12 protein-coding genes are annotated in these 12,163 nt (G+C 70.6%); 7 read left to right on the top strand and 5 right to left on the bottom strand.

What is annotated here, in order from left to right; all coding sequences use genetic code 11:
• Positions 1-16: 16 nt before the first annotated feature.
• Together AB0M16_RS13605 and AB0M16_RS13600 are read left to right on the top strand one after the other, a co-directional pair.
• On the top strand, positions 17-799 hold the full coding sequence (locus tag AB0M16_RS13605; RefSeq protein WP_365342181.1) for a flavodoxin family protein: 783 nt from the start codon (positions 17-19) through the stop codon (positions 797-799).
• Positions 796-2,019 carry a nitronate monooxygenase gene (locus AB0M16_RS13600; RefSeq protein WP_365342179.1) on the top strand — a complete coding sequence of 408 codons (1,224 nt, stop codon included), beginning with the start codon at positions 796-798 and terminating at the stop codon, positions 2,017-2,019. Before AB0M16_RS13605 ends, AB0M16_RS13600 begins: the two co-directional genes overlap by 4 nt.
• Here the strand turns inward: AB0M16_RS13600 and AB0M16_RS13595 are convergent.
• Positions 2,003-3,172, bottom strand: coding sequence for a steroid 3-ketoacyl-CoA thiolase (locus AB0M16_RS13595; RefSeq protein WP_365342177.1), 1,170 nt, complete (start codon positions 3,170-3,172; stop codon positions 2,003-2,005). The genes AB0M16_RS13600 and AB0M16_RS13595 overlap by 17 nt on opposite strands.
• 228 nt (positions 3,173-3,400) lie before the next feature.
• Here AB0M16_RS13595 and AB0M16_RS13590 point away from each other — a divergent pair, with 228 nt between their 5' ends.
• The 3 genes from AB0M16_RS13590 to AB0M16_RS13580 all read left to right on the top strand — a co-directional run bounded on the left by AB0M16_RS13590 (position 3,401) and on the right by AB0M16_RS13580 (position 6,732).
• Positions 3,401-4,645, top strand: a complete 1,245-nt coding sequence (locus AB0M16_RS13590; RefSeq protein ID WP_365342175.1) for a cytochrome P450 — start codon at positions 3,401-3,403, stop codon at positions 4,643-4,645.
• A gap of 318 nt (positions 4,646-4,963) precedes the next feature.
• Positions 4,964-6,061, top strand: coding sequence for a DUF2330 domain-containing protein (locus tag AB0M16_RS13585; protein WP_365342173.1), 1,098 nt, complete (start codon positions 4,964-4,966; stop codon positions 6,059-6,061).
• The gene (locus AB0M16_RS13580) at positions 6,058-6,732 is read left to right on the top strand and encodes an O-methyltransferase (protein ID WP_365342171.1); all 675 of its coding nucleotides are present in this window, start codon (positions 6,058-6,060) and stop codon (positions 6,730-6,732) included. Before AB0M16_RS13585 ends, AB0M16_RS13580 begins: the two co-directional genes overlap by 4 nt.
• Before the next feature lie 583 nt (positions 6,733-7,315).
• On the opposite strand, the gene AB0M16_RS13575 is transcribed toward AB0M16_RS13580, so the two are convergent.
• A complete protein-coding gene (locus AB0M16_RS13575; RefSeq protein ID WP_365342169.1) occupies positions 7,316-7,510 on the bottom strand; it encodes a hypothetical protein in 195 nt (64 codons plus the stop codon).
• Positions 7,511-7,796: 286 nt separating this feature from the next.
• Here AB0M16_RS13575 and AB0M16_RS13570 point away from each other — a divergent pair, with 286 nt between their 5' ends.
• A complete protein-coding gene (locus AB0M16_RS13570) occupies positions 7,797-8,390 on the top strand; it encodes an XRE family transcriptional regulator (RefSeq protein WP_365342351.1) in 594 nt (197 codons plus the stop codon).
• A 519-nt stretch (positions 8,391-8,909) separates the two neighbouring features.
• Here the strand turns inward: AB0M16_RS13570 and AB0M16_RS13565 are convergent.
• The 3 genes from AB0M16_RS13565 to AB0M16_RS13555 all read right to left on the bottom strand — a co-directional run bounded on the left by AB0M16_RS13565 (position 8,910) and on the right by AB0M16_RS13555 (position 11,771).
• Complete coding sequence (locus AB0M16_RS13565) at positions 8,910-9,131, bottom strand: helix-turn-helix domain-containing protein (RefSeq protein WP_365342167.1); 222 nt, start codon at positions 9,129-9,131, stop codon at positions 8,910-8,912.
• 20 nt (positions 9,132-9,151) lie between these two features.
• Positions 9,152-9,487 carry a recombinase family protein gene (locus AB0M16_RS13560; protein ID WP_365342165.1) on the bottom strand — a complete coding sequence of 112 codons (336 nt, stop codon included), beginning with the start codon at positions 9,485-9,487 and terminating at the stop codon, positions 9,152-9,154.
• A gap of 535 nt (positions 9,488-10,022) precedes the next feature.
• Positions 10,023-11,771: a recombinase family protein gene (locus AB0M16_RS13555; RefSeq protein WP_365342163.1), complete on the bottom strand. Its 1,749-nt coding sequence runs from the start codon at positions 11,769-11,771 to the stop codon at positions 10,023-10,025.
• Between AB0M16_RS13555 and AB0M16_RS13550 the strand changes: the two genes are divergently transcribed.
• Positions 11,772-12,128, top strand: a complete 357-nt coding sequence (locus AB0M16_RS13550; RefSeq protein WP_365342160.1) for an antibiotic biosynthesis monooxygenase — start codon at positions 11,772-11,774, stop codon at positions 12,126-12,128.
• The last annotated feature ends 35 nt before the right edge of the window (positions 12,129-12,163 follow it).

Genomic DNA, 12,163 nt, shown 5'->3' with positions numbered 1-12,163 from the left:
CCCGGAGGCCCGCCCCATGGCTGCATCCCCGCCCCCTTCGCGCCCCCCGCGCCCCCCGCACCCCTCACCGCCTTCGCTCTCCCCGCGCTCCCCGCTCTCCTCGTCCCCTTCGCTCTCCTCGCCCCCTTCGCCCTCCTCGCCCCCTTCGCCCTCCTCGCCCCCTTCGCCCTCCTCGCCCCCTTCGCCCTCCTCGCTCCCCCCGATCCGCGGGGCCGTCGCCCACCACAGCGGCTACGGCCACACAGCCCGCCAGGCCGCCGCCCTGGCCGAGGGCGCGGAATCCGTTCCGGGGGTCCTCGCCGATCTCCTGGACGTCACCGTCCTCGACGACGCCCTGTGGGCCGCGCTCGACGCCGCCGAGACGATCACCTTCGGCTCCCCCACCCACATGGGCTCCACCTCGGCCGCCTTCCAGCGGTTCGCCGAGGCCGGCACGCCGGTCTGGGCGGCGCGCGGCCGGCAGGACGAGCTCGCCGCCGGCTTCACCAACTCGGCCGGTGTCAACGGCAACAAGGCCAACGCGCTCCTGTCCCTGACCGTCTTCGCGGCCCAGCACGGCATGACCTGGGTCCCCCTCGGCCTCGCGCCGGGCTGGATCTACGCGTCCGACGGCAGCCCCGAGGAGCTCAACCGGCTCGGCGGCTTCGTCGGCGCGACGGCCCGGTCGCCCTCCGACCTCGGCCCCGAGCAGGCCCCCGCCGACTCGGACCTGCGCACCGCCCACCACCGGGGCGCCCGGGTCGCCCGTGCGGCCCTGCGTCAGGCGCTGGGGCGCGCGGCGATGGAGGTGGCGGCGTGAGGCCCGGTCGGCTCGGCGAGCTGCTCCCCCTCGAACTGCCCGTCGTGCAGGGCCCGTTCGGCGGCGGCCTGTCCTCCGTCGAGCTGGCCGTCGCGGTGTCGGAGGGCGGCGGGCTCGGCTCGTACGGAGCCCATGTCCTGTCTCCGGTGGCGATCACGACCCTCGTTGCCCGGCTGAAGGCGGCGACGGACCGGCCCTTCGCGGTGAACCTGTGGGTGCCGCAGGAGGGCGAGGACGTCACCCCCGTGGACCTCACCGCCCACGTCGAACGGCTCCGCCCGTACTACGACGAGCTCGGCGTCCCCGCCCCGACCGCCGCCGAGGCGGCGGCCCGGCCGGACTTCGACGCGCAGCTCGACGCGCTCCTCGCCGCCGCCCCACCGGCCGTCAGCCTGGTCATGGGGCTGCCGCCGCGCCGCCTCGCGGCGGAGGCGCGGCGGCGCGGGATCGTCCTGATCGGCACGGCGACCACGGTCGCGGAGGCGGTCGCGCTCGAAGCGGCCGGGGTGCACGCGGTGGTCGCCTCGGGCAGCGACGCCGGTGGGCACCGGGGAGCGTTCCTGCGGCCGGTACGGGAGTCCCTGGTCGGCACGTTCTCGCTGGTCCCGCAGGTGGCCGACGCGGTCGCGGTGCCGGTGATCGCGGCGGGCGGCATCGCCGACGGGCGGGGCGTCGCCGCCGCCCTCGCCCTGGGCGCCGACGCGGTCCAGATCGGCACCGGTTTCCTCGCCACCCGCGAATCGGGCGCCAGCCCCGTGCACCGCCGCGCACTCGGCACCCCGGAGGCCGGCACGACCGTGCTGACCAGGCTGTTCTCCGGCCGCACGGCACGCGGCATCCCGAACCGCTTCGTCCGTGACATGGCGGCTCACGAGGAGCACGTGCCGCCGTATCCGCTGCAGAACGCACTGATGCAGCCGATCCGCCGGGCCGCGGCGGAGCAGGAACGGCCGGAGTACGTGAACCTGTGGGCCGGCCAGGCCGCGGCCCTCAGCCGGCCGGGCGTACCGGCGGCGGAGTACCTGGCGGCGCTGGCCGCGGACGCGGACGCGCGGACAGGGGGCGCGGCCTGCGCGGCCATGGCTACGACCACGGCTCCGACCCCGGAGACCGCTCCGATCCCCGCCGACGGCCCGGGGCCGGCCCCGACCCCGGCCCCGACCCCGGGCCCGACCCCGGCCCCGGCCCTGGGCCCGACCCCGGCTAAAGCCGCTGGATGATCGTGCCGGTCGCCAGCGCCCCGCCCGCGCACATGGTGATCAGCGCGAACTCCTTGTCCGTGCGCTCCAGTTCGTGGAGGGCCGTGGTGATGAGCCGGGCGCCGGTGGCGCCGACGGGGTGGCCGAGGGCGATGGCGCCGCCGTTGACGTTGACCTTCTCCAGGTCCTGGTCGAAGACCTGTGCCCAGCTCAGCACCACCGACGCGAAGGCCTCGTTGATCTCGACGAGGTCGATGTCCTTGAGCGACATGCCGGCCTTGCCGAGCACCGCCCGGGTCGCGTCGACGGGGCCGTCGAGGTGGTAGTGCGGATCGGCGCCGACCAGGGCCTGGGCGACGATCCGGGCCCGCGGCCGCAGCTTCAGGGCGCGGGCCATGCGCTTGGAGGCCCACATGAGGGCGGAGGCGCCGTCGGAGATCTGCGAGGAGTTCCCGGCGGTGTGGATCGCCGTCGGCATGACCGGCTTGAGCCGGGCCAGGGCCTCCATGCTGGTGTCGCGCAGGCCCTCGTCACGGTCGACGAGCCGCCACATGCCCTGCCCGGCGTGCTGCTCCTCCTCGGTCGTCGGGACCTGCACGGCGAAGGTCTCGCGCTTGAACCGCTCCTCGGACCAGGCGACGGCGGCGCGTTCCTGGGAGAGCAGACCGAGGGAGTCGACGCGTTCGCGGGTCAGGCCGCGCTTCCGGGCGATGCGCTCGGCGGCCTCGAACTGGTTGGGCAGGTCGACGTTCCACTCGTCGGGGAACGGCTTGCCCGGGCCGTGCTTCGAGCCGGAGCCCAGCGGCACGCGGGACATGGCCTCGACGCCGCAGGAGATGCCGATGTCGATCACACCGGCGGCGACCATGTTGGCCACCATGTGACTGGCCTGCTGCGAGGATCCGCACTGGCAGTCGACGGTCGTGGCGGCCGTCTCGTACGGAAGGCCCATGGTGAGCCAGGCGGTGCGGGCGGGGTTCATGGACTGCTCGCCGGCGTGGGTGACGGTGCCGCCGACGATCTGCTCGACGCAGTCGGCGTGGATGCCGGTGCGGCCGAGGAGTTCGCGGTAGGTCTCGCCGAGGAGGTAGGCGGGGTGGAGGTTGGCGAGCGCGCCTCCGCGCCTGCCGATCGGAGTGCGTACGGCTTCGACGATGACGGGTTCCGCGGCCATGAGCTCGTCCTCTCCTCGCCCGGCGGGGGTGTCCCGGCACCCCCGCCGGTCGACGTCACGTGGAACTAGTACGCGTTCTAGTTCTGAGTGCAGTCTTATGACTGCTACCGCCGGTACGCAAGGGTCCGGGACGCAACAGTTCCCGCCGCGCGCCTTGCTACTTGTAGAACTCGTTACTACCTTTCCCGGCAACTTCTGATGGGCCATCAGATATGGAGTGTGTTGCCGATGCCCTGCCCCCATCTCTCCGAAGGGTTCGACGCCACCGACCCCGATCTGCTCCAGAGTCGCGTCCCCCATCCGGAGTTCGCGCAGCTGCGGCAGACGGCCCCCGTCTGGTGGTGCGCCCAGCCCCCCGGCGTCACCGGCTTCGCCGACGAGGGCTACTGGGCGGTGACCCGCCACGCCGACGTCAAGTACGTCTCCACCCACCCCGAGCTGTTCTCCTCCAACGAGAACACCGCCGTCATCCGCTTCAACGAGCACATCACCCGGGACCAGATCGAGGTCCAGAAGCTGATCATGCTCAACATGGACCCGCCCGAGCACAGCCGGGTCCGCCAGATCGTGCAGCGCGGCTTCACCCCCCGCGCCATCCGCAGCCTGGAGACCGCGCTGCGCGACCGCGCACGCGCCATCGTCACGGAGGCCAAGGAGGCCGCGGGGCCCGACGGTGCCTTCGACTTCGTCACCAAGGTCGCCGTCGAACTGCCCCTCCAGGCCATCGCCGAACTCATCGGCGTACCGCAGGAGGACCGCGCCCGCATCTTCGACTGGTCGAACAAGATGGTCGCGTACGACGACCCCGAGTACGCCATCACCGAGGAGATCGGCGCCGAGGCCGCCATGGAGCTCATCGGCTACTCCATGAACCTCGCCGCCACCCGCAAGGAGTGCCCCGCCAAGGACATCGTGAGCCAGCTCGTCGCCGCCGAGGGCCAGGGCAACCTCTCCTCCGACGAGTTCGGCTTCTTCGTCCTGCTGCTCGCCGTCGCCGGCAACGAGACCACCCGCAACGCCATCAGCCACGGCATGCACGCCTTCCTCACCCACCCCGACCAGTGGGAGCTCTACAAGCGGGAGCGCCCGGCCACCGCCGCCGAGGAGATCGTGCGCTGGGCCACCCCGGTGGTCTCCTTCCAGCGCACCGCCACCCAGGACACCGAGATCGGCGGCCAGAAGATCCGCCGGGGCGATCGCGTCGGCCTCTTCTACTCCTCCGCCAACAACGACCCCGAGGTCTTCGAGAACCCCGGGACCTTCGACATCACCCGCGACCCCAACCCGCACCTCGGCTTCGGCGGCGGCGGACCGCACTTCTGCCTCGGCAAGTCCCTCGCCATCAAGGAGATCGAGCTGATCTTCGAGGCGCTCGCCGACGAACTGCCCGACCTCTCCCTCGCGGGCGACCCGCGCCGCCTCCGCGCGGCCTGGCTCAACGGCATCAAGGAGCTCCAGGTCAGAGTGGCCTGAGCCCGGGGAGGCGGGGCGCCACCCCCACGCCCACGCCCCGCCTCCCGCACGGACGCCCCCACGCACCTCCGGCACGGACGCCCCCCCCACGCACCTCCAGCACGGACGCCCCCCACGCACCTCCCGGTGGAACCGGGCGCTCACCTCCCGTGTAAACGGTGCTCAACTCCAGTGGATCCGGGCTCACCTCCCGTGGAACCCGGTGCTCAACTCCGGAGGATCCGGGCGCTCACTCCCGGCGGATCCGGCCGCTCACCCCCGTGGAAGCGGGCGCCCCTCCGGTGGAACCGGGTGCTCCCCTTGCGCGTCCGAGCAGGCATGCGGGGGACACACAGACTTCTCACCACGATCGTCGCGCTGCTCGCGCTCCAGCTCGGCTCGCTCGTCGCGCCGGCCTACGCCTGCGGCTGCGGCGCCATGGTCACCAACAAGATGGCGCGGATCGGCGTCGACCGGGAGACCTCAGCCGTGCGCTGGGACGAACGGACCGGCACCGAGCAGATCGTCATGCGCTTCACCGTCCACGGCGACGCCGACCAGGCCGCCTGGATCATGCCCGTGCCGCACCGCGCGGACGTCACCCTCGGCGACCCGAAGCTCTTCGACGAGCTCGACCGGCTCACCGCTCCCGAGCACCGGGACCGCGACTACTTCTGGCCGCGCGGCGACGACTGGCCGTTCGCCGACGAGGACGTGGACGGCGCCGCCGCCGCACCCCCGGCGAGGGCCGGCTCGGGTGTCGGCGTCGTCGGCCGCGAGCGCCTCGGCCCCTTCGACGTGGCCCGCCTCACCGCCACCGACCCGACGGCACTGAGCACCTGGCTGCACCGCAACGGCTTCGAGCTGTCCGACCGCCTCGCGACCGAACTGCGCCCGTACGTCGAGCGGAAGTGGGAGTACGTCGCCGTCCGCCTCGCCCCCGAGAAGACCGGCGAGACGCTGTACGGCGTCCTCGACCCGCTGCGGATCAGCTTCGCCAACGACAGGCCCGTCTACCCGATGCGGCTCTCCCGGCTGGCCACGACCCCGCAGTCCCTGGGTCTCTTCGTCCTCTCCGGACACCGGATGGAGCCGCGCGACAGCATCGGCGGCGACCGACCCGAGGTGCTCTTCGCCGGCACGATCGGCAAACCGTCCGGCGCACTCGCCGAACTCACCGGCACGGGACCGGTGTTCCTCACCGCCGTCGACCAGTCCTTCCCCGAGCCGTCCCGCATCGACGGCGACCACGAACTCGTCCGGGCGGCCACCGACACGCCGTACCGCGAGATCATCTGGGACGACCGGCTGTGGACGGTCGGCGAGGTCCCCGTCTGGCTCATCAGCGTCACCGGGGGGCTCCTGCTCCTCACGGCGGGCGGCTTCGCCGCGGCTCGGGCACGGCGCGCGCGGGCCGGTGTACGTTCGGCCCCATGAGCAACGACCAAGAGCAATGGACCACCGTCGACCGCTACTTCACCGACCTGCTCGCCCCGGCCGACGACGCGCTCGCCGCCGCGCTCGCCGACTCCACGGCGGCCGGACTGCCCGAGATCGCCGTCGCCCCCAACCAGGGCAAACTGCTCCACCTGCTCGTCGCCGCGCAGGGCGCCAGGAACGTCCTGGAGATCGGCACCCTCGGCGGCTACAGCACCATCTGGCTGGCCCGCGCACTGCCCGCCGACGGCCGGCTGATCACCCTGGAGTACGACCCCAGGCACGCGGAGGTCGCCCGCGGCAACCTCGCCCGCGCCGGACTCGACAAGGTCGTCGAGGTGCGCACCGGCGCCGCCCTGGACACCCTGCCGCTCCTGGAGCAGGAGGGCGCGGGCCCGTTCGACTTCGTCTTCATCGACGCGGACAAGGTCAACAACCCGCACTACGTCTCCTGGGCCCTGAAGCTCTCCCGGCCCGGCACGCTCATCGTGGTCGACAACGTCGGACGCGCGGGCAAGGTGGCCACGCCGCACCCGGACGACCCGGCGGTCACCGGCACCCGCGAGATGTTCGAACTGGTCGCCCGCGAAACCCGGTTGGACGCCACGGCCTTCCAGGTCGTCGGGACGAAGGGCTACGACGGACTGCTGATCGCCCGCGTGGTGAGCTAGCCCGCACGGCCGGTCCGACGGGCGGCCAGCAGCCACCGGCCGGCACGGTCACCGGTCCGTACGGCCACCGGCCGACGCGGTCACCGGCCGACGCGGTCACCCGCCGGCGGGCGCGGCCACCGGTCCATACGGCCACCACCAGTCGTACCACCACCGGCCGGTACGGCCACCGGCCCGTGACCGGCCCCGCCATGCCGCGTGGGTCGTCGACCGCGTGACCGCGTCCGCCCGGTCATATCCTGCCTTCCATGAGCATCGTGAAGATCAACGAATGGGTCAAGTCACTCACATAGGCCCCCTGCCCCTGGTCCACCCGGGTCGGACCAGCGTAGAAGCCCCGCCCGGCTGCTTTGCTCGCCATCGCCGGACGGGGCCGCATGGGGGCACTACGCGCGCTTCACCGAATCGGGCGGGACCAGCCACTCGCGGCCCCCACCTTCAGGACACAGGAAGGCCGTAGGGCACTTCCGGCGCTCACCGGGCGGGGCGGCTGGGTCCTCATGGTCCGGGATCACATCACGCAGGATGCCGACCCGTCCCGCGCCGTCTTCCACGCGCTGCCCGATGTCCTTAGCCGTGACCATCAGTGCCCCTCGGGATGCCGCCGCATGAAGACGTTGCAGTCGGACACGGTCGTCATGTCGCCCCCGGCACGGGCGCGGGAGCGTACGTTGGCCAGCTCAATGCATCCCGCGCACCCGTCGACAGGGTCCGGGTCCCGGTCCAGAGGCAACGGCAGCTCGATCGGCGGGGTGCTGTATCGCGTGGGTTCGGTCATGGCGGGAGCGTGGCCCACCCTTGCAGACGTATCTCCGCCCACACAGCGGACAGTTGAGACGTTCGACGCTAGGGTCGAAGAAGGCCCAAAAGGCCACGGCGAGGGGGTTGACTTGAACGCCGCTCTTCAGTCCGCAATGGATGACGCAGGCTTGTCCCCGCGCCAGTTAGCGTACCGGGTGGGGGTATCCGCGAAGCAGGTGGAACGATGGCTGAGCAATGCTGATCTGACACCACACGCAAGGAACCGAGCGGGCGCCTGTCGGGCGCTGGGAGTGGACGAAGAGATGTTGTGGCCGAAGGCTGTACAGGAACGCGTGAAGACCGGCACCGACCGCGAGTTGGTCCACAGCTACCCGTATCGGTCCGCGTGCCCGTCAACGGTCTGGACGGAACTTGTCGAGTCGGCACACACGGACCTCTTCCTCGCCGGCTACACGAACTACTTCTTCTGGACCCAGGTACCCCACTTCGCGGACACGATCCGGCGCAAAGCTGAGGCCGGATGCCGGGTGCGGTTCCTTGTGGGAGACCCGGACGGAGAGGTGACCCGGCAGCGGGAGACGATCGAGGACGTAGCCCTGTCGGTCTCCACCCGCATCAGGATCACGCTGGAGCACGTTGACCGGCTCGGCCCGCTGGACGGAGTGGAGGTGCGGGTCTCCGCGCCGCTGGACGCCATCAACCACGTGAGCCTGTCCGTGTTCCGCTTCGATGACGAGGCCCTGGTGACACCGCATCTCGCCCGGCTCGTGGGCCATGACTCACCACTCCTGCACCTGCGTCGCCACAACAGCGGGGGCATGTTCGATCGGTTCGCGGAGCACGGCGAGGAACTATGGGAGCGGGCTGAGCCTCGCGAGCCCACCCCTCACGTCTGAGCTGTCACCGAGCCGACGACCCTTTACGGACCGTCTTCTCTCGGATGGCCGCTTTAGCGCGCGATGCTCACCCGAGCGTCCTCGCCCCTCACGGCTTGCGGCCATCGCTCATCGATGATCACCGCTGCTGCGCGACAGGCACCACAGGCGTTCTCCCGGTCCGGCACCCACAAGTAGTCGGACGGAGACATGCCGGAAAGGTGAATGCCGCATAGGGTCTTGTCGAAGGCGCCAAACGCGTGGGAGACGTCGGCGCCAAGGCCGTCCGCGACGGCTCTCTCCCATCGCGTCTCCATGGGCAGATAGGGCGGTCGAGCAATCTCGAACCACTCGCCACCCACATGCGTGGCAGCGTGACACCACGAGCAGGACCAGATCTCCTGCTCCCACTGACTCGGCGGCGCCGGCCACCGCCACATCACGCCACCACACACGTCACAATCCACGAACGCATCCTGACACGTCACCATCGACCACTCCGCCACACTGACCGGGAGTGGCAGGGGTCTCGCAGCCGCGCTACTCGGCGCCCGCAAGCGCCCGGTACAGCGTTGCGCGGGACACCCCGAGCGCCTTGGCAATGGCCGTGACGCTCTCACCCTTGGCGCGGCGCGCCTTGGCCGCAGCGAGCTTGTCAGCATCCATGACGGCCGGTCGGCCTCCGGTGCGCCCCTGAGCGCGGGTGGCAGCCAGACCAGCGCGCGTACGGTCCTCGATCAGGTCCCGCTCGAACTCGGCCATGGCTCCGACAACCTGAAGCATCAGCCGACGTCCGGCGTGTTCGGGTCAACGCTCGCCAGGGCACCCGTGAGGACCTTGAAGCCAATGCCCCGGGCCGCAAGCGCGTCCACCATCGTCACAAGGTCGATCAGCGAACGGGCGAACCGGTCCAGCTTCCACACGCACACCGTGTCACCGGGGCGCGCATAGTCGAGAGCGGCGGCAAGCTCCGGGCGATCCGCATTCTTCCCGCTCGCCTTGTCGGTGAAGATCCGAGCGCAGCCCGCCTCGGTCAGCGCGTCAAGCTGAAGCTGCGCCTCCTGGTCGTCCGTGCTGACGCGTGCGTACCCGATCATGTGACCCGTATTCGTGTTCATGACGAGACAGTCACACAACCCGTCTCAGAACCTCAGGCGGTTTGAGTGAGTTCTGAGACGGGTTTTGCTACAGGGTTTCGAGAGTCTGGGTCGGCCAACGGAGTCGTCTCAATAACCATCGTTTGATAGACACCCTGCCGACCGTCACACTCAGCAACTCCCCGCGCAAAAGCCCCAATCAGCCATGCGAGAGTTTTCCTTTCCACACGCGCAGCCCAAGGGCAGAAGGGGGGCCACCGCCTACCCCTCCCACGCAAACGGGCGCGGTCGCGGCTCCCGACCGCCCGCTCCCACACGAGCCGGGTGTGCGTGGCTCACCCTCAGCGGCACATAGCGCGATGACGGGATGACGGGTGGAGCCCCTGATCTGTTTTTCTCTTATTTTTCTATGTGCAATCAAAAAAGTAGGGAGAACCGTCATTCCGTCATCGCTCGGCCGCTGAGAGAGCAGCAAGCCGGCGGCGCCCCCAGAGAGCACGGACGGCCCGCCACCGGGTTTCCCCAGCAGCGGGCCGCGAACCGCACCCAGGCAGGATCAGGCGTCCGCCGGTTCCGGCGACTCAGCCCACCGTACGATCACTCGGTCCCGTGTGTTCGCGTTCCGGCCCCTGCCTACGGACTTGGCGATCCTCACGGAGTCGATGAAGAGCGCCAGGAACTCCCGCTTCTTCTCCAGATCCCACGCCGCCCATGTCGACCCCTCACTGATGGGGTCTCCGTCCACGCTCGTCCACTCGTTGGGGATCTGAATGCTTCGGTTGCCGGTCGCCTCCAGTTCCGCCAGCCGTTCGGCCGTCCGCTCCTCATGGGCAGCCAACCGCGCCATGGACTCCCTGAACATCTGCGCACCGGTCTCGTCGGCGTAGACGCCGGCCAGCCGGTCCACGTGAAGGATGCGGCGGGACTCCCGTACGTGCTCCAACTCGGCTCGTACCGCCGCACGTTCCGCGTCTCGCTGGGACGTGTCGTGTTGGCGGGCGAAGCGCCGTGAGGCCTCGGCCAGCCATTCGAGGTCTTCGGGGTCGTCGGGGTCCATGGCCATGAGACGAGCCCACACCCGCCCCGCCGTCTCGCTGTCCGCTGCGTCCTGGCCGATGACGAGACCACCATGACCCGGGACCACCCCCCCGGCCCGGTTGCACTTGTAGTAGAACTTCCCGGCCCGCCGGTCGGTCACCATTACCGATCCGCAGACGTCGCAGAACAGCAGTCCATGTCCGGCCAGCAGAGTGGGGACGCGTCGGCCCGCTCGTACGACCACTTGTGTCCGGCCGTCCAATACGTCCTGAAGCTTCCACCGCTCCTCCGTGGGGATCAGCGCTTCGTGCGACTGGACCGGCTGCCCTTCGTCGTCACGCAGGATGACGCGCTTCCCCGTCTTGCCAGGGACGGGGTTGCCATCGGCGTCCTTGGTCGCCTGCACCCGTCCCTGCCACTCGATCGCGTACCCCGCAAGGCGCGGGTCCCGCAGGATGCGCAGGACGGTGGACGACACCCACGCGGGGCGCTCCACGGCTTCCGAGACTCCGCGCGCACGGCGCGAGGCGAGGCGCTTGGCCCCCGACTCCCCCAGGGACTCCGCCTTCGTGGGCACGCCGTCCTCGTTGAATCGCTTGGCGATCTGCGAGGCAGACATGCCTTCCGCCGCCCACTTAGCCATGTCACGGACGTGCGGGGCTTCCACCGGGTCCGGGACGAGTCGGACGACGGACAGCTTGCCGCTGGTCGTCCTCTCCGCAGTGAAGCCGTACGGGGCGACGCCAGAGACATGGCTACCGGCCCGCCGGAGCGTGTCCTTGGTGGCGGACACGTACGCCGACTTCATGTCGGACTCCTGCTGCGCCAGACCCGCGATGATGGCGAGGATGCCGACCCCGACCGGGGTGGACGTGTCGAGGTACGGCTCTTCGACGCTCACCAGCCGGACGCCGTGCGTCTCCAGTTCCTCGATGATCCGCATGGCTTCCAGCGCGCCACGGCGAGTGAGCCGGGACAGGGAGAAAACGACCACCGCGTCCACGTGCCCGCCGCGCACAGCCGTCATCATCTCTTCGAAGCCGGGACGGTGGATGCTCGGGTCCCACCCCGACTTGCCCACGTCCTCGAAGTGGCCCGCGTCGCTCCACCCCTTCGACGCGATCAGCGAGGAGCACCGTTCGCGCTGCGCCACGGGCGACGCCTGCGAGTCGTCCTCACGCCGCTTTGACTGGCGGATGTACGAGACTGCACGTACGTGATCAAGGCTCGGCGCAGCGCCCGGCCTGTGCTTCCTGAGAGGTGTCATGTGCCTAGTGTGGTAAAGATCAACGTACTGACCGTGCCGGCAGCGCAGCGCGAGGTCCTGGAGCAGCGCTTCGCGTCCCGTGCCGGCGCCGTCGAGGGCTCGGACGGCTTCGAGTGGTTCGAGCTGCTGCGCCCGGTGGAGGGCACCGACCAGTACCTGGTGTACACCCGCTGGCGCAGCGAGGAGGACTTCCAGAACTGGATGAAGGGTTCGATGCAGGCCGCCCACAAGGGCACCTCCGGCGGTGAATCAGGCGAGGGCGGCGAGCGTCCCCAGCCCGCCGCGACCGGCTCGACGCTGTGGTCCTTCGAGGTCGTCCAGCAGGCGTCCCCCGCATCCCCCGCGTCCCCCGCGTAACGGGCGGCTGCCCCCCGGAAATTCGGCGGCGGCGC

It is taken from the genome of Streptomyces sp. NPDC051921, assembly GCF_040680975.1.
Classification (GTDB): domain Bacteria; phylum Actinomycetota; class Actinomycetes; order Streptomycetales; family Streptomycetaceae; genus Streptomyces.
Note: the sequence above shows the minus strand (reverse complement) of the source record. Positions and strands in the feature narration are given on the sequence as shown.

Excerpts from the sequence above, each read along its gene's own strand:
- AB0M16_RS13605 (WP_365342181.1), top strand. The coding sequence starts at position 17 with ATGGCTGCATCCCCGCCCCCTTCGCGCCCCCCGCGCCCCCCGCACCCC.
- AB0M16_RS13595 (WP_365342177.1), bottom strand. The coding sequence starts at position 3,172 with ATGGCCGCGGAACCCGTCATCGTCGAAGCCGTACGCACTCCGATCGGC.
- AB0M16_RS13590 (WP_365342175.1), top strand. The coding sequence starts at position 3,401 with ATGCCCTGCCCCCATCTCTCCGAAGGGTTCGACGCCACCGACCCCGAT.
- AB0M16_RS13585 (WP_365342173.1), top strand. The coding sequence starts at position 4,964 with ATGCGGGGGACACACAGACTTCTCACCACGATCGTCGCGCTGCTCGCG.
- AB0M16_RS13580 (WP_365342171.1), top strand. The coding sequence starts at position 6,058 with ATGAGCAACGACCAAGAGCAATGGACCACCGTCGACCGCTACTTCACC.
- AB0M16_RS13575 (WP_365342169.1), bottom strand. The coding sequence starts at position 7,510 with ATGACCGAACCCACGCGATACAGCACCCCGCCGATCGAGCTGCCGTTG.
- AB0M16_RS13570 (WP_365342351.1), top strand. The coding sequence starts at position 7,797 with ATGTTGTGGCCGAAGGCTGTACAGGAACGCGTGAAGACCGGCACCGAC.
- AB0M16_RS13565 (WP_365342167.1), bottom strand. The coding sequence starts at position 9,131 with ATGGCCGAGTTCGAGCGGGACCTGATCGAGGACCGTACGCGCGCTGGT.
- AB0M16_RS13560 (WP_365342165.1), bottom strand. The coding sequence starts at position 9,487 with ATGAACACGAATACGGGTCACATGATCGGGTACGCACGCGTCAGCACG.
- AB0M16_RS13555 (WP_365342163.1), bottom strand. The coding sequence starts at position 11,771 with ATGACACCTCTCAGGAAGCACAGGCCGGGCGCTGCGCCGAGCCTTGAT.